15 protein-coding genes are annotated in these 19,021 nt (G+C 69.3%); 9 read left to right on the plus strand and 6 right to left on the minus strand.

Annotated features, from left to right (window positions below; genetic code table 11):
• Positions 1–157 precede the first annotated feature (157 nt).
• Together GGR16_RS05055 and GGR16_RS05060 are read left to right on the plus strand one after the other, a co-directional pair.
• Positions 158–1,702 (plus strand): helicase HerA-like domain-containing protein, encoded by a 1,545-nt coding sequence (locus tag GGR16_RS05055; RefSeq protein ID WP_183316344.1) that lies wholly within the window; start codon positions 158–160, stop codon positions 1,700–1,702.
• A gap of 61 nt (positions 1,703–1,763) precedes the next feature.
• Positions 1,764–3,146: a dipeptidase gene (locus GGR16_RS05060; RefSeq protein ID WP_019401255.1), complete on the plus strand. Its 1,383-nt coding sequence runs from the start codon at positions 1,764–1,766 to the stop codon at positions 3,144–3,146.
• Positions 3,147–4,115: 969 nt separating this feature from the next.
• Here the strand turns inward: GGR16_RS05060 and GGR16_RS05065 are convergent.
• Complete coding sequence (locus GGR16_RS05065) at positions 4,116–4,793, minus strand: haloacid dehalogenase type II (protein WP_183315883.1); 678 nt, start codon at positions 4,791–4,793, stop codon at positions 4,116–4,118.
• A 172-nt stretch (positions 4,794–4,965) separates the two neighbouring features.
• Here GGR16_RS05065 and GGR16_RS05070 point away from each other — a divergent pair, with 172 nt between their 5' ends.
• Both GGR16_RS05070 and GGR16_RS05075 read left to right on the plus strand, forming a co-directional pair.
• The gene (locus GGR16_RS05070; RefSeq protein WP_210289411.1) at positions 4,966–5,859 is read left to right on the plus strand and encodes a branched-chain amino acid aminotransferase; all 894 of its coding nucleotides are present in this window, start codon (positions 4,966–4,968) and stop codon (positions 5,857–5,859) included.
• 66 nt (positions 5,860–5,925) lie between these two features.
• Complete coding sequence (locus GGR16_RS05075) at positions 5,926–6,657, plus strand: DUF1194 domain-containing protein (protein WP_246372817.1); 732 nt, start codon at positions 5,926–5,928, stop codon at positions 6,655–6,657.
• A gap of 108 nt (positions 6,658–6,765) precedes the next feature.
• On the opposite strand, the gene murJ is transcribed toward GGR16_RS05075, so the two are convergent.
• Both murJ and GGR16_RS05085 read right to left on the minus strand, forming a co-directional pair.
• Complete coding sequence (gene murJ, locus GGR16_RS05080; protein WP_183315885.1) at positions 6,766–8,292, minus strand: murein biosynthesis integral membrane protein MurJ; 1,527 nt, start codon at positions 8,290–8,292, stop codon at positions 6,766–6,768.
• Between the two features lie 258 nt (positions 8,293–8,550).
• Positions 8,551–9,069 (minus strand): YqhG/Tai3 family protein, encoded by a 519-nt coding sequence (locus GGR16_RS05085; protein ID WP_019400189.1) that lies wholly within the window; start codon positions 9,067–9,069, stop codon positions 8,551–8,553.
• A gap of 173 nt (positions 9,070–9,242) precedes the next feature.
• Here GGR16_RS05085 and GGR16_RS05090 point away from each other — a divergent pair, with 173 nt between their 5' ends.
• Complete coding sequence (locus GGR16_RS05090) at positions 9,243–9,584, plus strand: hypothetical protein (RefSeq protein WP_246372819.1); 342 nt, start codon at positions 9,243–9,245, stop codon at positions 9,582–9,584.
• Between the two features lie 61 nt (positions 9,585–9,645).
• On the opposite strand, the gene GGR16_RS05095 is transcribed toward GGR16_RS05090, so the two are convergent.
• Entirely contained in the window at positions 9,646–10,245 is a 600-nt protein-coding gene (locus GGR16_RS05095; RefSeq protein WP_019400191.1) for a superoxide dismutase, read from the minus strand.
• 285 nt (positions 10,246–10,530) lie between these two features.
• Here GGR16_RS05095 and GGR16_RS05100 point away from each other — a divergent pair, with 285 nt between their 5' ends.
• The gene (locus GGR16_RS05100) at positions 10,531–11,760 is read left to right on the plus strand and encodes a hypothetical protein (RefSeq protein WP_183315886.1); all 1,230 of its coding nucleotides are present in this window, start codon (positions 10,531–10,533) and stop codon (positions 11,758–11,760) included.
• A gap of 70 nt (positions 11,761–11,830) precedes the next feature.
• Here GGR16_RS05100 and sseA read toward each other — a convergent pair whose 3' ends face one another.
• Positions 11,831–12,691, minus strand: coding sequence for a 3-mercaptopyruvate sulfurtransferase (gene sseA / locus GGR16_RS05105; RefSeq protein WP_183315887.1), 861 nt, complete (start codon positions 12,689–12,691; stop codon positions 11,831–11,833).
• A gap of 28 nt (positions 12,692–12,719) precedes the next feature.
• Positions 12,720–13,436 carry an alanyl-tRNA editing protein gene (locus tag GGR16_RS05110; protein ID WP_019400194.1) on the minus strand — a complete coding sequence of 239 codons (717 nt, stop codon included), beginning with the start codon at positions 13,434–13,436 and terminating at the stop codon, positions 12,720–12,722.
• Positions 13,437–13,773: 337 nt separating this feature from the next.
• On the opposite strand from GGR16_RS05110, the gene GGR16_RS05115 reads away from it, so the two are divergent.
• Genes GGR16_RS05115 through GGR16_RS05125 form a run of 3 tightly spaced genes read left to right on the plus strand, consistent with a single transcriptional unit; the run spans position 13,774 to position 18,784 of the window.
• Positions 13,774–14,817, plus strand: a complete 1,044-nt coding sequence (locus GGR16_RS05115; protein ID WP_183315888.1) for an HlyD family secretion protein — start codon at positions 13,774–13,776, stop codon at positions 14,815–14,817.
• Between the two features lie 24 nt (positions 14,818–14,841).
• Positions 14,842–17,613: a ribosome-associated ATPase/putative transporter RbbA gene (rbbA, locus tag GGR16_RS05120; RefSeq protein ID WP_183315889.1), complete on the plus strand. Its 2,772-nt coding sequence runs from the start codon at positions 14,842–14,844 to the stop codon at positions 17,611–17,613.
• 1 nt (position 17,614) lies between these two features.
• The gene (locus tag GGR16_RS05125) at positions 17,615–18,784 is read left to right on the plus strand and encodes an ABC transporter permease (protein WP_019400197.1); all 1,170 of its coding nucleotides are present in this window, start codon (positions 17,615–17,617) and stop codon (positions 18,782–18,784) included.
• Positions 18,785–19,021 lie beyond the last annotated feature (237 nt).

Here is a 19,021-nt window from a genome sequence, read left to right on the forward strand (position 1 = left end):
AGATAGTTTATATCGAAACCATCTCCCCAACGTGCCGGCCCGGCGCATTTCGCCGCCTCGTCGGCGCTCCCGTTGTGGAAAGGCGGCGCCCGATCTCCTATAAGCTGAATCGGCGTTGCAGGCGCCGATGGACGAGACGCGAGGGATGGCACGACCCATGGCGGAAGAAGGCACCATTCTCATCGGCATGGCCACCGGCGACGCCCACAAGGACGCTCCCAAATACGAGGAACTGCTGCTGCGCCTCGCCAACCGCCACGGCCTCGTGACCGGCGCGACCGGCACCGGCAAGACGGTGACGCTGCAGGTGCTCGCCGAGGGCTTCTCCAATGCCGGCGTGCCGGTCTTCGCCGCCGACATCAAGGGCGACCTCTCCGGCGTCGCCGCCATGGGCGAGGGCAAGGAGCCCTTCGTCAAGCGCGCCGCCGACATCGGCGTCACCTATGCCGCCGACAGCTTCCCCGTCACCTTCTGGGACCTCTTCGGCGAGAGCGGCCATCCGGTCCGCGCCACGGTCTCGGAGATGGGGCCGTTGCTGCTCGCCCGGCTGCTCGACCTCAACGACACCCAGGAAGGCGTCCTCAACATCGCCTTCCGTGTCGCGGACGAGCAGGGCCTGCTGCTGCTCGATCTCAAGGACCTGCGCGCCATCCTCGCCTATGTGGCGGAGAACGCGAGCGCGCTGTCGGCGCAATACGGCAATGTCTCAACCCAGTCGGTCGGCGCCATCCAGCGCCAGCTCCTCGTGCTGGAAAACCAGAAGGGCGACTTCTTCTTCGGGGAGCCGGCGCTCGTCATCTCCGACCTGATGCGGACCGACCGCGATGGCCGCGGCGTCATCAACATCCTGGCCGCCGACAAGTTGATGAACAACCCGCGGCTCTACGCCACCTTCCTCTTATGGCTGCTGTCGGAGCTGTTCGAGCAACTGCCCGAGGTGGGCGATCTCGACAAGCCGAAGCTCGTCTTCTTCTTCGACGAGGCGCACATGCTGTTCTCCGACGCGCCCAAGGCGCTGGTGGAGGCGGTGGAGCGGGTGGTGCGGCTCATCCGCTCGAAGGGCGTCGGCGTCTATTTCGTCACCCAGAACCCGCTCGATGTGCCGGAGACGGTGCTCGCCCAGCTCGGCAACCGCGTCCAGCACGCCCTGCGCGCCTTCACCCCGCGCGACCAGCGCGCCGTGCGCGCCGCGGCCGGCACCTTCCGCCAGAACCCGGCCTTCGACACCGAGAAGGCCATCATCGAGCTCGGCGTCGGCGAGGCGCTGGTGTCGGTGCTCGAAGGCAAGGGCGCGCCCTCCGTGGTGGAGCGCACGCTGATCGCGCCGCCGTCGGCCCGCGTCGGCCCGCTGACGCAGCAGGAGCGCGAGCGCCTCATCGCGGCCAGCCCGCTCAAGGGCCGCTACGACGACGCCGTCGACCGCGAATCGGCCTACGAGATCCTGACGAAGCGCGCTGCGGAGGCCGCGGCCGCCAAGCAGGCCCCGCAGCAGGCCGGCGCCGGCAGCGAGGGCGGCGTGCTCGACACGCTCGGCGGCATTCTCGGCGGCGGCGGCCAGCCGGCCGGCAGGGGCGGGCGCCGCACCGTCACCGTCACGGAGCGGGTCATCACCAACGTCGCCTCCTCGGCGGCACGCACCATCGGCACCCAGCTCGGCCGCGCCATTCTGCGCGGCATCCTTGGCTCCATGACCAAGCGCTGAGCACCTTTCGTTCCATCATTCCAGGCGGCCCATCGGGCCGCTTCCGCCGTGGAGGGCATCGATGTCGCATCTCGACCAGGTACTCGCGAGGATCGACGAGGATCTCGGCGCTTCGCTCAACCGTCTCTTCGGCCTCCTGCGCATTCCCTCCATCTCGACCGATCCGGCCTACAAGGAGGAGTGCCGCAAGGCGGCCGAATGGCTCACGGCCGACCTCGAAGGCCTCGGCTTTGCGGCCGGCTTGCGCGAGACGCCGGGCCACCCGGTGGTCCTCGCCCACCAGCGCCGCGAGGGCGCGCCGCATGTGCTGTTCTACGGCCACTATGACGTGCAGCCGGTCGATCCGCTCGACCTCTGGGAGACGCCGCCCTTCGAGCCGCGCCTCGCCGAGCTGCCGGGCGGGCGCAAGATCATCGTGGCTCGCGGCGCCTGCGACGACAAGGGCCAGGTGATGACCTTCATCGAGGCCTGCCGGGCGTGGAAGGCGGTCACCGGCTCGCTGCCGGTCGGCATCACCGTCCTGCTCGAAGGCGAGGAGGAGGACGGCTCCCGCAACCTGCCGGCCTTCGTCGAGGCGACGAAGGAGGAGCTCGCCTGCGACGTCGCCCTCGTCTGCGACACGGGCATGTGGGACCGCGAGACGCCGGCCATCACCGCCTCGCTGCGCGGCATGCTCTATGAAGAGCTGACCGTGCGCGCGGCCGACCGCGACCTGCATTCGGGCCTCTTCGGCGGCGCGGCGCAGAACCCCATCCGCGTGCTCGCCCGCATCATCGCCTCGCTGCACGACGCGGACGGCCGGGTCACCGTGCCGGGCTTCTACGAGGGCGTCGCCGAAACGCCGCCGGAGGTGCTGGAGCAGTGGAAGGCGCTCAATCTCACGGCCGAGGAATTCCTCGGCGGCGTCGGCCTCAAATATCCGGCGGGCGAGAAGGGGCGGCTCCTCATCGAGCAGATCCAGTCCCGCCCCACCTGCGACGTCAACGGCATCATCGGCGGCTATACGGGCGAGGGCACCAAGACCGTCATCGCCGCCGAGGCGCGGGCCAAGATCTCCTTCCGCCTCGTCGGCGACCAGAACCCGGACGCGATCCGCGATTCCTTCCGCGATTTCGTGCGCCGGCAGCTGCCCGAGGACTGCTCGGTGGAGTTCATCGCCCACAAGGGCTCGCGCGCCGTCGCGCTGCCCTATGACGGGCCGGTGCTCAACAAGGCGCGCAAGGCGCTCGCCGCGGAATGGGGCAGGGATCCGGTCACCATCGGCTCGGGCGGCTCGATCCCCGTCGTCGGCGACTTCAAGCGCACGCTCGGCGTCGATTCGCTCCTCGTCGGCTTCGGCCTCGACGACGACCGGGTGCATTCGCCCAACGAGAAATACGACATGACGAGCTTCCACAAGGGCATCCGCTCCTGGGCGCGCATCCTCGCCGAACTGGCGCAATAGGGCAGCTGACGCGATAGGGAAGGGGCACCGCCGCTTCCACCGTCCTGCCCGCGCCTGTCGCACGGCCGTCCGGCTGGAGCGCGGGATCGTGGAAGAATGGCACACCCTCCCCGCCCGTCCTGGCCGCGCCTGTCCCTCGGCTGTCCGGCTGGAGCGCGGTACCGTGGAAGAATGGCACACCCTCCCCGCGCGTCCTGGCCGCGCTTGTCGCGGCCATCCACGCCTTTCGATCTCGCGCAGGCTTCGCGGCGTGGATGCCCGCGACGAGCGCGGGCATGACGGTGGAGATGGCGCAATGGGGGAAGGGGCCCCGCCGCTTCCACTGTCCTGGCCGTGCCTGTCCCGCAGCTGTCGGACCGGCGCGCGGGACCGTTGGAAGAACGGCACAACCTTCCCGCCCGTCATGGCCGCGCTTGTCCCTCGACTGTCTGGCTGGAGCGCGGGACCGTTGGAAGAACGGTGCAACCTTCCCGCCCGGTCCTGGCCGCGCTTGTCGCGGCCATCCACGCCCTTTCGGTCTCGCGCAGGCTTCGCGGCGTGGATGCCCGCGACAAGCGCGGGCATGACGGTGGAGGTGGCGCAATGGGGAAGGGGCCCCGCCGTTTCCACTGTCTTAGCCGTGCCTGTCCCGCAGCTGTCGGACCGGCGCGCGGGACCGTTGGAAGAACGGCACAACCTCGCCCGTCCTGGCCGCGCCTGTCCCTCGGCTGTCCGGCTGGAGCGCGGGACCGTGGGAAGAACGGTGCAACCTCGCCCGCCCGTCATGGCCGCGCTTGTCGCGGCCATCCACGCCTTTCGGTCTCGCGCAGGCTCTGCGGCGTGGATGCCCGCGACAAGCGCGGGCATGACGGTGGAGGTGGTCGGAAGGTCATTTAAACGTCGTGTGTCCCGCCGGCGCCTTAGACTGGTGCGTGTTCAATGGCGTCGATGGCCGGCAGACGGGCCGAGAGGCGGCTTCGCGGCCCCACGCTACACCAGCCCGGTCAAATCGCGGACGATCGCGACGGGGCGCTGGTCGGCATATTCGTCCGGCGCGCCGGCGCGGTTGACCCAGAAGGCGCGGAAGCCGAAGCGCGTCGCGCCCGCCACGTCCCAGCGGTTGCTCGAGACGAAGGCGACCTGCGCCGGCTCGATGCGGAACCGGCGTGTCACGAGCGCATAGGCCGCCGGGCTCGTCTTGAACACGCGCACCTCGTCGACGGACAGGACCGCATCGAGGTGTCCGCCGATGCCGGCCGAGGCGACGGCATCGGCGAGCATCGACCTTTCGCCGTTCGAGAGGATCGCCGTCGCAAGCCCTCTGGCCTTGAGGGCGGCGAGCACGGCCGGCGCTTCCTGATAGGCGTCGAGCACCCGATAGGCGCCGAGGAGCTTGTCGGCGATGGCGGGATCGACGGACGGGAAGCGCGCGAGCGCATGGTCGAGCGCCTCGCGCGTGAGCTGCCAGAAATCCCGGAAGCCGCCGTAGAGCGACAGCACCCAGGAATATTCGAGCTGCTTGGCGCGCCAGACATCCGACAGCGCCTGCGCGTCCGGGCCGATCGCCCCGGCATGCCGCGCCACGGCGGCATGCACGTCGAACAGCGTGCCGTAGGCGTCGAAGACGACGACGCTCGCGCCCGGCGCAGCCTCATCGAGAAGAGCCATGCGCGTTCCCCTCCGCTTTCATTGGCGACGGCCGGCAGGATGGCGCCCCGCGACCACATCACGCAAGCGTGGTGGACGCTTCAGCGATATTCATTGGAGGATGAGCCTTCAGACCATTGACGGCGCGCGGGGCGGGGCGTTCGATGGGACAAGAACACTGACGTATTGGAGCATGATGATGTCCGGGCAATCGCAGCCTTGGTATAGCGAGACATGGACCTGGTTCGACGGCGGCTGGCACGAGGGCAATCCGCCGCTCATGGGGCCGCGCAGCCACGCCTTCTGGCAGGGCACCTCCGTCTTCGACGGCGCCCGCGTCTTCGAGGGCGTGATGCCGGACATCGACAGCCATGCCGCGCGCGTCAACCGCTCGGCAAAGACGCTCGGGCTGAAGCCGACCATGGCGCCGGAGGCGATCGTCGAGCTCGCACGCGAGGGTGCGCGCAAGTTCGGGCCGGGCGCGGAGCTCTACGTCAAGCCGATGTACTGGGCCGAGGCGGACGGGCCGGCGGTGATCGCGCCCGATCCGGAATCGACCCGCTTCTGCCTCTGCCTCTTCGTGGCGCCGATGCCGAAGCCCGGCGGCATCACGCTGACCAAGGCGAGCTATCGCCGCCCGACGCTGGAGACGATGCCGACGGATGCCAAGGCCGGCTGCCTCTATCCCAACAACGCCCGCGCCGTCCTCGAGGCGAAGCGCAAGGGCTTCGACAATGCCCTCGTGCTCGACATGCTCGGCAATGTCGCCGAGACGGCCACCACGAACGTCTTCATGGCGCGCGACGGCGAGGTGCTGACGCCGGCGCCCAACGGCACCTTCCTCAACGGCATCACGCGCCAGCGCGTCATCAGGCTGCTGCGCGAGGCGGGCGTGACGGTGCACGAGACGACGCTGCGCTACGACGATTTCGTGGACGCGGACGAGATCTTCCTCTCGGGCAATTATTCCAAGGTCATGCCCGTGCTCAGGATCGACGAGCGCGAGCTGCAGCCCGGCCCCTTCTATCGCCAGGCGCGCGAGCTCTACTGGGCCTTCGCCCATGCCGGCGAGAAGGTCGGCGGATAACGTCATCCTGAAGTGACGCGTTCCCTCCGCATCCCTAGGTTCTCGTCGGGGATGCCGGAGGTGGACATGCGGATCTTGGCGGGCCTGTCGTTTCTTCTCATCGCTCTCGTTTCCGTCCCGGCGCGAGCCGAGGAGGTCGATCTCGAGCTGGTGCTGGCGGCCGACGGCTCGGGCTCCATCGACGACGACGAACTCACCCTGCAGCGCGAGGGCTGGGCGAGCGCGCTGACGAGCAACGACGTCCTTGCCGCCATCGGCAGCGGCCTCATCGGCGCCATCGCCGTCGCCTATGTGGAATGGGGTGGCCCGCAATCGCAGGTGACCGTCGTCGACTGGCAGGTCATCCGCGATCCGGCGACCGCCGAGGCCTTCGCGCACAAGCTGCGCACGCGCCCGCGCGGCGCCTATGGCTACAACTCGATCTCCAACGCCATCGACTATTCCGTGCGCCTCGTCGAGGAGAGCGGCTTTTCGGGCATGCGCAAGGTCATCGACGTCTCGGGCGACGGCCCCAACATCGGCGGGCGGCCCCTGGCCGAGGCCCGGGCGGAGGCCCTGGCGAAGGGCTTCACCATCAATGCCCTCGCCATCCGCCGGCCGGGCGGACGCCCCGGCGGGCCGGGCGGCATGTCGCTGGAGACCTATTACGGCGAGCAGCTGATCGGCGGGCCCGGCGCCTTCGTCGAGATCGCCGACGAAACGCGCCCCTTCGCCGTTGCAGCCCGGCGCAAGCTCGTCGCCGAGATCGCCGACAGCAGCGGCGCGACGCGTCACGCCACCCTTGAGTCGGTGCCTTAAGCCTTAGCCGATCAGGTTGAATCAACCTGATCGGCGGATCCGTCTCTCACCTAAGTTAGAGACCCGTTTTACTGTTCAGCTTGCGATGCAAGCTGAACGGAAGGGGCTCTAGACGCGCCGCAGCGGCACGCGCATCAGCCTGAGCCCGGCGAGCAGCGTCGCTCCATAGGCGAGCGCGCCGGCCGCCGCGACGAGGACGATCAGCGCCTGCGGCCGCCAGGGCAGGGCGGCGGGCAGCAGGCCATCGCCCCAACGCTCGGCCGCGAGCGCCGCAAGGCCGAGCACGGCGCAGGCGATGACGATGGCTGAAATGGCGCGGCCGAGCTCGCGGCTCGGCGCCGTCCATTCGCGGCGCTTCGCCAGCACGAAGAGCAGGAGCACGTTGACCCAGGCGCCGACGGCCGTGGCAAGGGCGAGGCCGGGCGCCGCCATGGAGCCGACGAGCAGGAATTTCAGCGCCACGTTGACGGCGACGGCCGACAGGGACGCGATGACCGGCGTCGTGGTGTCGGCGCGGGAATAGAAGCTCGCCACCGCGGAGCGGATGAGGACCACAGCCGGCAGGCCGGTGGCATAGGCGGCGAGCACGGCGCCCGCCGCCGCGGCATCCTCGGCGGTGAAGGCGCCGCGGCCGAACAGCGCCTGCATGATGAGGTCGGGCACCGCGAGGAAGGCGACGGCGCAGGGGGCGGCGAGCACGAGGGTGAAGATGGCGGCCCGGTTCTGCGCGCCGTGCGCGCCCGCGACGTCCCCGCCGGCAATGCGCCGGCTCATCTCCGGCAGCAGGACGGTGCCGGCGGCGATGCCGACGACGCCGACTGGCAGCTGGTAGAGGCGGTCGGCATAATAGAGCGAGGAGATCGCGCCGGTCGGCAGCATGGCGGCGATGATGGTGTCGGCGAACATGGCGATCTGCACGCCGGCCGAGCCGATGACGGCCGGCCCGAGCACCTTGAAGAAGGCGACCATGTCGGCATCGAAGCGCGGCACGGCAAAGCGCGGCGCGAGGCCGGCGCGCTTTGCGTCCCAGCAGACGAGCGCAAGCTCCAGCACGCCCGCCGCCGCGACGCCCCAGGCAGCGGCATGGCCGGCCGTCGGGAAGAGGAAGGCGAGGCCCATCGCCACGATGAGCGACAGGTTGAGGAGGATGGGCGCCCCGGCCGCGGCGGCGAAGCGGTCGGCGGCGTTGAGCACGCCCGAGACGAGCGTCACCAGCGCGATGAAGAGCAGATAGGGAAAGGTGATGCGCGTCAGCGTCACCGTCAGCTCGAACTTCGCCGGCTCGTCCCGGAAGCCCGGCGCCATCAGGTCGATGAACTGCGGCATGAGGGCGAGCGCCGCGGCGAGCAGCGCGAGCTGCACGAGCGTGAGCAGCGAGAACACCCGGTCGGCGAAGCGGCGGGCGGCCTCCGCACCGTCCGTGGTCAGAATGCGCGCATAGGCGGGAATGAAGGCGGCGTTGAAGGCCCCCTCGCCGAAGATGGCGCGGAAGTGGTTCGGCAGCCGGAGCGCCACGAAGAAGGCATCGGCGACGAGGCCGGCACCCATCACCGCGGCGAAGACGACGTCGCGGGCAAAGCCGGTGAGGCGCGAGAGCAGCGTGAAGCCGCCGACGGACAGGAGCTTCTTCAGCATCCGCGCCGCTCGTCGCGCAGGACGGCCGCCGCGCCCGGCCGATACTCCGCCCCGGCGGGCGTGGTGCCGACATGTTCCCCGAAGAGGCCGAGCGACATCAGCTGAATTCCGGAAAGGGACGCGAGGGAAACGGTCGACAGGCACCTGCCGGCGTGGCCTGGCGCACCCGTCGGACGAGCGGTGCGGCCAGGGCCGCTCTTATCGGTTTCGATCGTGGCAGAAAAGCGGGAAAGATTCACTCTCTCCAGGGGCGGGCGGCTACTCGCCGCTCCTCTGCTTCAGGATCTCCCTGAGGGACCACGCCTCGCCGTCGACGCTGCCGCGCAGGTCGTCGATCCTCCAGCTGCCGTCCTCCAGGATAAGGACATAGCGCACCACGGCGTCGGCGGCCCGGGCGCGCTCCGTGAAGCGACCCGTGAGCGTCACCGCGAGAAGGGCGGTGGCATCCGTCCGCGCCTCGCTCGCCACGGTGAAGGACTTCACGTCCGGGTCCTGCGAATTGGTGACGGGATCGAAGTCGAGCACCGGCTCGTCGTTCGCTTCGGCAATGGCTTCGGCCTTGCGCCACAAGGCGTCGAGCGCGCTCGAGAAGTTCCTGCGCCGCACGGCTTCGTCGAAGAGGAACATGCCGCCCTCGTCGCCCTGGCCCTGGGCGGCGCGGTCGTAGATCGCCCTGACGACGGCGTCCGGCTCACCGGCTGCGGCCATGGCCGGGGCGGAGGAGACGAGGGCCACCGCCGCGAGGAAGGTGCGCCGGCTGAGACCGACCATGTTCATGCTGGATATCCGTTCGGGGTGAGAATGCGCCGCGATCATGCCGCAACGGCCGCGCGCTGCAACGGCATTCTTTCCTTTTCGGGCTTGAAGCCGGGTGGCCATATGCCTAGCCATGATGAGGCCGGCGGCTGCTTTTCGATGAATGCCGGGCTGCTTCACCAAGGACTTGCCGCATGTCGAGAACACGAATCGGGTTGGCCGCCCTCACGGCGCTCCTCATTGCCGCATCCCCGGCGGTGGCCGAGGAGCCGGCCTGTGCCGCCGCTGCCGCCGGGCAGGCGCTGAAACTGCTGAAGTTCCACACCAACGGTGACGATCGCGCCGCGGTCTTCGCCGACCGCGTGAAGTCGCTCGGCACCATCAAGGCGCTGCGGGGCAAGGGCCGTCTCGACGTCATCGAGGTGCCCGGCGCCGTCTACAAGGCCGATTACCGCATGCGCCTCATCTATGCGCAGATCCCGGGCGAATGCGTCCTGATGGGCCAGGAGATCCTCGAGGCGAGCGATCCCTATTGAGGTCCGTAAAAAGAAAACGGGGCCCGGCGGGCCCCGTTCGCGATGCGAATCGGCGCATCCCTCAGCGGGTGGCGGCCTCGTACATCTCCGTCACGTATTCCCAGTTCACCAGGTTGTCGATGAACGCCTTGAGATAGTCGGGGCGACGGTTGCGATAGTCGATGTAATAGGAATGTTCCCACACGTCGCAGCCGAGAATCGGCTTGGCGCCGTGCACCAGCGGGTTCTCGCCGTTCGGCGTCTTCATGACGAGGATCTTGCCGTCCTTGACGGCGAGCCAGCACCAGCCGGAGCCGAACTGCGTGGCGCCCGCCTGGGCAAAATCTTCCTTCATCTTCTCGACGGAGCCGAGATCCTCGATGATCTTCTTCTCGAGATTGCCGGGGATGGCGCCGCCGCCGTTCGGCTTCATCCACTTCCAGAAGTGGATGTGGTTGTAGTGCTGGCCGGCATTGTTGAAGAGGCCCTGATTCTTGCCGAAGGAGCCGACGACGACTTCCTCCACCGATTTGCCGGCGAGGTCCGTGCCCTCGAGCAGCTTGTTGCCGTTGTCGACATAGGCCTTGTGGTGCTTGTCGTGGTGATACTCCAGCGTCTCCTTGGACATGTAGGGCTGGAGGGCGTCGTAGGCATAGGGAAGATCGGGGAGGGTGAAGGACATCGTTATCTCCTTTGCTTCCGCATCGAGGAATCCGGGACGCGTGCCGGTGGACGCGCCGCAGGCCAGGACCACAGCCGTCGACGAATTGCCTCAGCGGTCGACGGTCATGCTGGCCTCCCGTGGGGTGCGGGTAGCCGTGGAAGAGCCCACCCGGTCTACTTAGGGACGGTCGGCGCACGGGGCAAGCGCGCGCTGCGCAGAGCGCCACGAGTTGGCAGCATGAGCGCGAGGCTTTACTGTGCGCCGAAGAAGTATGGCGTAGACTGAAATGAAAGTTGTCGTGTGATGGTTGCCGTAATCCTCGTCGTTGCAGGTGTTCTCGTCGCCGGCGGTTTCTACGCGGTGATGGCCGGTGCCGAAGTCATCGTGCTCGAGCGCGGATGGTCGATGGTGATCGCCGGCAGCGTCTTCGCCGCCGCCGGCTTCGTTCTGGCGGCCATTGCGCTTCTGATGCGCGACCTGCGCCGGCTCGCTGCGGGCCTCGAGTTCCTTCCGGCCCGCGAGTCGTCGCCGGGCCGGGCGGCGGAGCAGCCGTTCGACGACGAGGCGGATTTTCGTCCTGTCGTCGTCCCCGGCGTGCCGATAGCACCCTCCGCCGCCGCCGGTGCGGCCGCGCCGACCCTCGGGGGAAAGGCATGGGCGGAGGAGGAGACGCGGGAGGCGGAGGCGGCCGAGGAGCCGGGCTTCGAGACGATGCGACCGTTCCCCTCGCGCCGATTCGAGGATCGACTGGCCGTCGAGGAAGAACGGGAAGAACCGGAAGAGCGGGAGGAGCCGGTCTCCGCCGCAGCCCCGGACCAGCCTGCACTGGCAGAGGAGGAGCCGGCCCAGCCCTCGCGCACCGGCAAACTGGACGATCCGTTCGCCCGCTTCGATTTCTCGCGGGATTTCTTCGCCACGGAGCGTCAGACGGCCAGGGCCGAATCGCAGGAGGCCGGCGAGGAGCAGACGGAAGAGCCCCGCCTGTCGACCTTCGGCACAGCGCCCCAGGTGTCGGAGGAGCCCGAAGCGGCCGAGCCGGAGCCCGAGGCCGCGCCCGCTCCGAAGCGGGAGGAGACGCTGCCGCAACTGCCGTCCTGGCTGCGCCGCTCGGAGGACAGGGGCGAAGCGAAGGGGTTCGAGGCGCCGGCGGCAACCTGGCCGCAACAGGAGCGTGAGGCCCCTCCTGCGCCGGCCGCTGACGAGGAAACGCCGGAACAGGCCGAGGACGGGCTCGAAGCGGACCGCGCCGAGGAGGTCCCGGCCGAGCGGGGTGAGCCGGAGGAGCGTGAGGGGGCCGAGGAGGCCGCGCCCGCCGGGGAGGAGGCCGACGCCGCCACGGCCGCGCCGACGGTCGTCGGCACCTACAGCGCCGGCGGCAATCTCTACGTGATGTACTCCGACGGCTCCATCGAGGCCGAGACCGGCCGCGGCGTCTTCAAGTTCGCCTCGCTCGACGAACTGAAGAACTACATCGCCACCGGAGAGGGTGGGCAGCTGCAGTCGTCGGGCCAGCCGGCGCCCAAGAACGATTGATGGGCGATTGATGGACGATCGACCGCCGGCTCGCCTCAGGCACGCCGGCGATCGGTTCCTTCGGGGCCGCTCAGTCGGCCGGGCCCGTCGCGACCGGGCAATCGGCCCGGCTGCCCCATTCCGCCCATGAGCCGTCGTAGAGCGCGGCGGGCGGCCTGCCCAACGCATCGAGCGCGAGCCACAGGATGGCCGCCGAAACACCCGAGCCGCAGCTGGTGATGACCGGCCGGTCGAGGCTGACGCCGGCGGCCTCGAACACGGGCCGGATATCCTCCGGCGCCTTCAGCCTTCCCTGCTCGACGAGGCGGGCATGCGGCACGTTGAAACTGCCGGGCATGCGGCCGGGGCGCACGCCCGGGCGAGGCTCCGGCGCCTCGCCGCGGAAGCGTTCCGGCGAGCGGGCGTCGACGATCTGGGCCGAGCGATCGGTGAGCGCGGCGCGCACGCCCGCGACATCGGCGACACCCTGCGGCGCCCGCGCCGTGAACGACCGCCGCGGCGGCTGCGCCGGCTCGGCGTCGACGGGCCGCCGCTCGGCCAGCCACTTCGGGAAGCCGCCGTCGAGGATCTTCACGTCCTGCGCGCCGAAGGCCCGGAACATCCACCACACCCGCGCCGCGGCGAGCAGCCCCGCGCCGTCGTAGACCACGATGCGCATGCCGTCGCCGATGCCGAGCGCGCCGACGGCGTCCGCGAACCGTTCCGCCGTCGGCATCATGTGCGGCAGGTCGGTGGTCTCGTCGCGGATCGCCTCGATGTCGAAATGGACCGCGCCGGGGATGTGCGCGGCGCGATATTCGGCGGCGCCGTCGCGGTTGTCCGTCGGCAGATACCAGGAGGCATCGACGATGGCGATGTCCGGCGCGCCGAGATGCTCGGCGAGCCAAGCGGTAGAAACGAAATGGGGCGAAGGCAGCTTGGTCTCGCTCATGGCCTGGTCCTCTGCGTTACGGCCGTGATCAGGCGAGCGCGATGCGCACGCGCCGGTTCTGCCGGCCCTTCTTCTCGATGGCGGTGATGGCGACCGCGCCGATCTCGCCGGTGCTCTTCACATGCGTGCCGCCGCAGGGCTGCAGATCGAGCCCCGCGATCTCGACGAGCCGCACGGTGCCCGAGCCCATCGGCGGCTTGACGGACATGGTCTTGACGAGACCGGGATTGGCGAGGAGCTCCTCGTCCGTGATCCAGCGCTCGCTCACCGGCGCATCCCGCGCGATCATCTCGTTGAGCTTGACGCCGATCTCGTCCTTGTCGAGGCCGGCATCGGGGATGTCGAAGTCGAGCCGGCCCTCGCCGTCGCCGATTGAGCCGCCCGTGACCGGAAAGGGCAGGGCGACCGAGAGCAGGTGCAGCGCGGTATGCACGCGCATGCGCGCATGGCGGACGTCCCAGTCGAGGCGCAGGCCGACGGTGTCGCCGACGGCCGGGAGACGCCCCTCGGCCGCCGGCACATGCGCGATCGTCGACCGGTCGGGGCCGTAGACGGCATTGGCGATGGCGATCTCCTCGCCGCCGGGCAGCGTCATCCAGCCGATGTCGCCGGGCTGACCGCCGCCCTGGGCATAGAAGATGGTGCGGTCGAGGATGATGCCACCGTTGTCGGCGATGCCGACGACGGTCGCCTCGGCCGTTTTGGCATAGGGATCGTCCCGGAACAGAAGGGTCGTCTTGCTCATCGCGCGCCTCCGCAGAACAGGTCGCGCGACCGTAGGCGGCGCCCCTGGCCGCCGCAAGCCCGCCGGGAACACGGCCGCACCCCCGAGCCATGCATGGTCCGGGGGCGAGGCGCTGGCGGCCCGCTGCATGCCGGATTTGTAGGCTGCGGGCGGAATGAAGGAACATTGATCGGCATGCAGCCCCCGGGTCATGATCTGTATCAAGGCCGCAACGGTGTTCCGGGTCTACGACGACGTTCAGCTGGTGACGCCGGCTGTCCCTCGGAAAGAATCGCGGCCTGCGGCAGCGGGTGCTGCCGAGGCGGATGTCCTGGCGGTAGATCTCAGGAGGTTTCGGATGAGCCTGCCCCGTCTCGGTCGTCTCGCGCTGCTCGCGGTGTTTCTCGCGACGCCCGGCTGGCTGCCGCCCGGTGAGGCGGTCTTCGGTGCCGGGGCCGCGCAGGCGCAGGGCGCCCTCGAGACGCTGCTCAACCGCCTGCGCCGCAACAGCCTGCCGGAGGGCATCGCCAGAGCCAATGGCCGCATCGAGGCCGAGCAGGTCGACGTCTCGGCCAAATATGCCGGCCGCCTCGCCGAGGTTCTCGTCGAGGAGGGCGACATGGTCGATGCCGGCACCGTCATCGCCCGCATGGACGATTCCGAATACCGGGCCCAGTTGCGCGGCGCCGAGGCGCAGGTGCTGCGGGCCGTCAAGGCGAAGGCCGAGGCCGAGGCGCTGATCGCCCAGCGCGAGAGCGACCGCCTGCTCGCCAAGGCCGAGCTCGACAGGGCCGAGGAGCTCTTCACAAAGGGCCATTTCTCGCAGGAGCGGCTCGACCAGCGGCGCAGCCAGATGAAGGCGGCCGATGCCGCGCTCAACGCCGCCCAGGCCTCGCGCGACCAGGCCGCCGCCGCCATCGAGGCGGCGAAGGCGGACGTTGCCCGGCTCGAGACGGTGCTCGCCGACATGGTGCTGAAGGCGCCCCGGCGCGGGCGCGTGCAGTACAAGCTGGCGCGTGGCGGCGAGGTGGTGGCCGCCGGCGCGCGCATCGTCACGCTGCTCGACCTTACGGACGTCTATATGACGGTCTTCCTGCCCGCGCGCGATGCTGGCAGGGTCATCCTCGGCGACGAGGCGCGCATCATCCTCGACCCCATCCCGCACTATGTGGTGCCGGCGCGGGTCTCCTTCGTCGCGGCCGATGCGCAGTTCACGCCCAAGGCCGTCGAGACGGCCGACGAGCGCGAGAAGCTGATGTTCCGCGTCAAGATCCGCATCGATCCCAACCTGCTCAAGCAATACGAGCCGCAGGTGAAGACGGGCGTGCGCGGCATCGGCTTCGTTCGCACCATCAAGGATGCCGGCTGGCCGACGGACCTCGCCATCCGGCTGCCGGACTGAGCCCCGCCGTCCGGGAGCCTTCCCATGGACCTTGCCAGCCCTTCCGCAGCCCCCGCCGTCACCGGCGCGGATGCTGTCGTCACCCTGCGCGGCGTCACCCACCGCTACGGCAAGGTGCACGCCCTCGACGACGTCTCGCTGTCCATTCCCGCCGGCTGCATGGCCGGGCTGATCGGCCCCGACGGGGTCGGCAAGTCGACGCTGCTCGCGCTCGCTGCCGGGGTGCGCAGGATCCAGGAGGGGGAGGTGAGGGTGCTCGGCGGCGACATGGCCGATGCCGGGCACCGCAGGGCGAGCGGCGCGCGCATCGCCTACATGCCCCAGGGCCTCGGCCGCAACCTCTACCCCACCCTTTCGGTCTACGAGAATCTCGACTTCTTCGGCCGCCTCTTCGGGCAGGGCACCGAGGAGCGCGAGACGCGCATCGCCGAGCTCCTCGCGGCGACTGGCCTCGACCCGTTTCCCGACCGGCCGGCGGGCAAGCTGTCGGGCGGCATGAAGCAGAAGCTCAGCCTGTGCTGCGCGCTGATCCACGATCCCGACCTCATCATCCTCGACGAGCCGACGACCGGCGTCGATCCGCTGTCGCGGCGCCAGTTCTGGGACCTTATCGAGCGCATCAGGCAGCGCCGGCCGGGCATGAGCGTCATCGTCGCCACCGCCTATATGGAGGAGGCGGAGCGCTTCGACTGGCTCGCCGCCATCGACGACGGCAGGGTGATCGCCACCGGCTCGCCGGACGAGGTGCGCGCGCGGGCGGGGACGGACACGCTCGAAGCCGCCTTCATCGCCCTCCTGCCCGAGGAGAAGCGCCGCCAGCACGAGCCGGTCGTCGTGCGCCCGCGCGTCGCGAGCGACGGCCCGCCGGCCATCGAGGCGGAGGGCCTGACCTGCCGCTTCGGCGACTTCACGGCCGTCGACAATGTCAGCTTCCGCATCGCGCGCGGGGAGATCTTCGGTTTCCTCGGCTCCAACGGCTGCGGCAAGTCGACGACGATGAAGATGCTGACCGGCCTCCTGCCGGCGAGCGAGGGCTGGGCCAAGCTGTTCGGCGAGACCCTCGATGCGGGCGACCTCGAGACGCGCCGGCGCGTCGGCTACATGTCCCAGTCCTTCTCGCTCTACGGCGAACTGACCGTGCGGCAGAACCTCGAGCTGCACGCCCATCTCTTCCACCTCCCGGCCGACAGGGTCGCGCCGCGGGTCGACGAGATGCTGCAGCGTTTCGACCTTGCCGATGTCGCCGACGAGCGCCCCGAAAGCCTGCCGCTCGGCATCCGCCAGCGCCTGCAGCTCGCCGTCGCGGTGATCCACGGGCCGGAGATGCTGATCCTCGACGAGCCGACGTCGGGCGTCGACCCGGTGGCGCGGGATGCCTTCTGGCGCTTCCTCATCGACCTGTCGCGCGACGAGGGCGTCACGATCTTCATCTCCACCCATTTCATGAACGAGGCCGAGCGCTGCGACCGCATCTCGCTGATGCATGCGGGCAAGGTGCTCGACGTGGGCACGCCGCAGGAGCTGGCGGAACGGCACGGCGGCGGCGACATCGAGGAGGCCTTCGTCGCCTGCCTCGCGGAGGCCGCGGGCATCGACCTCTCTGCCGAGGACGCACAGGAGGCGCCGGTCGCGCTGCCGGCGGCCACGGGGCATGCGCAAGGCGCGCGCTCCTTCGACCTGCGCCGGCTCTGGGCCTATGCCCGGCGCGAGGCGATGGAGCTGCTGCGCGACCCCATCCGCCTCGCCTTCGCGCTGCTCGGCCCGATCATCCTCATGATCACCTTCGGCTACGGCATCTCCTTCGACGTCGAGAAGCTCACCTTCGCCGCCCTCGACCAGGACCGGTCGCTGGAGAGCCGGCAACTGCTCGAGAGCTTCTCCGGCTCCCGCTATTTCGACGAGCGGGCGCCGATCGCCAATGCCGCCGAGGTGGTGGACCGCCTGAAGAGCGGCGAGCTCAAGCTCGCCATCGAGATCCCCGCCGGCTTCGGGCGCGACCTCGTCTCCGGCCGGCAGCCGGAGGTCGGCGTGTGGCTCGACGGCGCCATGCCCTTCCGGGCCGAGACGACGCGCGGCTACGTCAGCGGGCTGGCGCTGCAATATCTCGAGACGCAGGCGCACGAGCGCGGCGGCGGTTCCCTCAGCGTCCTGCCGGCCGATATCGAGACGCGCTTTCGCTACAACCAGGCCTTCAGGAGCATCTACGCCATCGTGCCGAGCGTCATCATGCTGATGCTCGTGCTGATCCCGGCGATCATGACGGCGGTCGGTGTGGTGCGCGAGAAGGAGACCGGCTCCATCGCCAACTTCCGCGCGACGCCCGTCACCAGGTTCGAGTTCCTCGTCGGCAAGCAGCTGCCCTATGTCGTCATCGCGGCCGTGAGCTTCGTCACGCTGCTTGCGCTCGCGCTGCTGCTGTTCGGCGTGCCGGTGAAGGGCTCGCTGCCGACGCTGCTTTTCGCGACCCTGCTCTACATCCTGGCGACGACCGGCTTCGGCCTCTTCGTCTCGTGCTTCACGCGCACCCAGGTCGCGGCGGTCTTCGCCACCTCGATCATCGCCATCATCCCGGCGGTGAACTTCTCCGGCCTTCTCGTGCCGGTCTCCTCGCTGTCCGGCAGCGCCCGCTTCATCGGGCTCGCCTTCCCGGCGGCGTGGTACCAGCCGGTGAGCGTCGGCACCTTCACCAAGAGCCTCGGCTTCGCCGACCTGTGGCCCAACCTCGTCATGCTGGCGCTGTTCGGCATCGGCTTCATCGTCGCGTCGCAGGTCGCGCTCGCCAAGCAGGAGCCGTGAGATGAGCGGGCAATCGAAACGGCATCGCCTGTCGGCGCGCGGCATCGGCGGCCATGTCGCCAATGTCCTGCGCCTTGCGGTGAAGGAATTGCGCAGCATCCGGGCCGACCCGGTCCTCGTCGCGCTCATCCTCTACACCTTCACCTTCGCCATCTACTCGGTGGCGACGGGCGCGAAGACGGAGGCGGAGAACATGGCCATCGCGGTCGTCGACGAGGACCGCTCGTCCTTGTCGCGCCGGCTGCAGGACGCCTTCCTGCCGCCCCTGTTCAAGACGCCGGTCGAGATCGGCGCCGGCGGCATCGACGCGGCCATGGATGCGGGGCGCTTCGTCTTCGTGCTCGTCATTCCGCCGCGCTTCGAGGCGGATCTCCTCGCCGGGCGTCATCCCGAGCTGCAGGTCAATGTCGATGCGACGGCCATGACCCAGGCGGGCAACGGCGCCGTCTACGTGCAGAACATCCTGACGAACGAGATCACAGCCTTCCTTCAGCGGCGGGAGGGCAGCGCCATCCTGCCGGTCAACGTCGTCGTGCGGGCGATGTTCAATCCAAACCTGACCTCGTCCTGGTTCACCTCGGTGATGCAGGTGATCAACAACATCACCATGCTCGCCGTCATCCTGACCGGGGCCGCGCTGATCCGCGAGCGCGAGCACGGTACCGTCGAGCACCTGCTCGTCATGCCGGTGACGCCCGTCGAGATCATGCTCGCCAAGATCCTGGCGAACGGCCTCGTCATCGTGGCGGCCGCTTTCGTGTCGCTGATTGTCGTGGTCGAGTGGCTGCTCGCCGTGCCGATCGCCGGATCGATCCTGCTCTTCCTTGCAGGGGCGGTGCTCTACCAGTTCTCGGTCGCGGCACTCGGCATCCTGATCGCCACCTTCTCGACCTCGATGGCCCAGTTCGGGCTGCTCGCCATCCCGGTGCTCATCGTGCTCAACCTCCTGTCGGGCTCGACGACGCCGATGGAAAGCATGCCGGAGTGGCTGCAGTATGTGATGCAGATTTCGCCGACGACGCATTTCGTCGCCTTCTCGCAGGCGGTGCTCTATCGCGGGGCGGGGCTCAGGATCGTGCTGCCGCAGATGCTGGCCCTCGCCGCCATCGGCGTCGTCTATTTCGCCGTCTCGCTCGGCCGCTTCCGCAAGGTGATCTTCAACGCCGGCTAGTGCGGGGTGAATTCAGGCTCGCGTGGAACGCTTTGCTCGATCCATCCCTTTCGCAAGTCGGGTGTTCCCGACTTGCGCATATAAGTGTGGAACTCGGGCAAGCCCGAGTTCCATCGGAGGGTGGATCGCGCCGTCCGGAGTCGGATTTATCCGACTTCGGCATTTCACGTATCGAACTCGGGCAGGCCCGCGTTCGAAGGCGTGAGACGGGTGGGGTCAAGGCCGGGAACGGCGCTC

The organism is Chelatococcus caeni (genome assembly GCF_014196925.1).
Taxonomy (GTDB): domain Bacteria; phylum Pseudomonadota; class Alphaproteobacteria; order Rhizobiales; family Beijerinckiaceae; genus Chelatococcus_A; species Chelatococcus_A caeni.

Excerpts from the sequence above, each read along its gene's own strand:
- sseA (WP_183315887.1), bottom strand. The coding sequence starts at position 12,691 with ATGAGCGAGACCAAGCTGCCTTCGCCCCATTTCGTTTCTACCGCTTGG.
- GGR16_RS05125 (WP_019400197.1), top strand. The coding sequence starts at position 17,615 with ATGAGCGGGCAATCGAAACGGCATCGCCTGTCGGCGCGCGGCATCGGC.
- GGR16_RS05060 (WP_019401255.1), top strand. The coding sequence starts at position 1,764 with ATGTCGCATCTCGACCAGGTACTCGCGAGGATCGACGAGGATCTCGGC.
- rbbA (WP_183315889.1), top strand. The coding sequence starts at position 14,842 with ATGGACCTTGCCAGCCCTTCCGCAGCCCCCGCCGTCACCGGCGCGGAT.
- GGR16_RS05070 (WP_210289411.1), top strand. The coding sequence starts at position 4,966 with ATGATGATGTCCGGGCAATCGCAGCCTTGGTATAGCGAGACATGGACC.
- GGR16_RS05075 (WP_246372817.1), top strand. The coding sequence starts at position 5,926 with ATGCGGATCTTGGCGGGCCTGTCGTTTCTTCTCATCGCTCTCGTTTCC.
- GGR16_RS05115 (WP_183315888.1), top strand. The coding sequence starts at position 13,774 with ATGAGCCTGCCCCGTCTCGGTCGTCTCGCGCTGCTCGCGGTGTTTCTC.
- GGR16_RS05065 (WP_183315883.1), bottom strand. The coding sequence starts at position 4,793 with ATGGCTCTTCTCGATGAGGCTGCGCCGGGCGCGAGCGTCGTCGTCTTC.
- GGR16_RS05100 (WP_183315886.1), top strand. The coding sequence starts at position 10,531 with ATGGTTGCCGTAATCCTCGTCGTTGCAGGTGTTCTCGTCGCCGGCGGT.
- GGR16_RS05055 (WP_183316344.1), top strand. The coding sequence starts at position 158 with ATGGCGGAAGAAGGCACCATTCTCATCGGCATGGCCACCGGCGACGCC.
- murJ (WP_183315885.1), bottom strand. The coding sequence starts at position 8,292 with ATGCTGAAGAAGCTCCTGTCCGTCGGCGGCTTCACGCTGCTCTCGCGC.
- GGR16_RS05095 (WP_019400191.1), bottom strand. The coding sequence starts at position 10,245 with ATGTCCTTCACCCTCCCCGATCTTCCCTATGCCTACGACGCCCTCCAG.
- GGR16_RS05090 (WP_246372819.1), top strand. The coding sequence starts at position 9,243 with ATGTCGAGAACACGAATCGGGTTGGCCGCCCTCACGGCGCTCCTCATT.
- GGR16_RS05085 (WP_019400189.1), bottom strand. The coding sequence starts at position 9,069 with ATGAACATGGTCGGTCTCAGCCGGCGCACCTTCCTCGCGGCGGTGGCC.
- GGR16_RS05110 (WP_019400194.1), bottom strand. The coding sequence starts at position 13,436 with ATGAGCAAGACGACCCTTCTGTTCCGGGACGATCCCTATGCCAAAACG.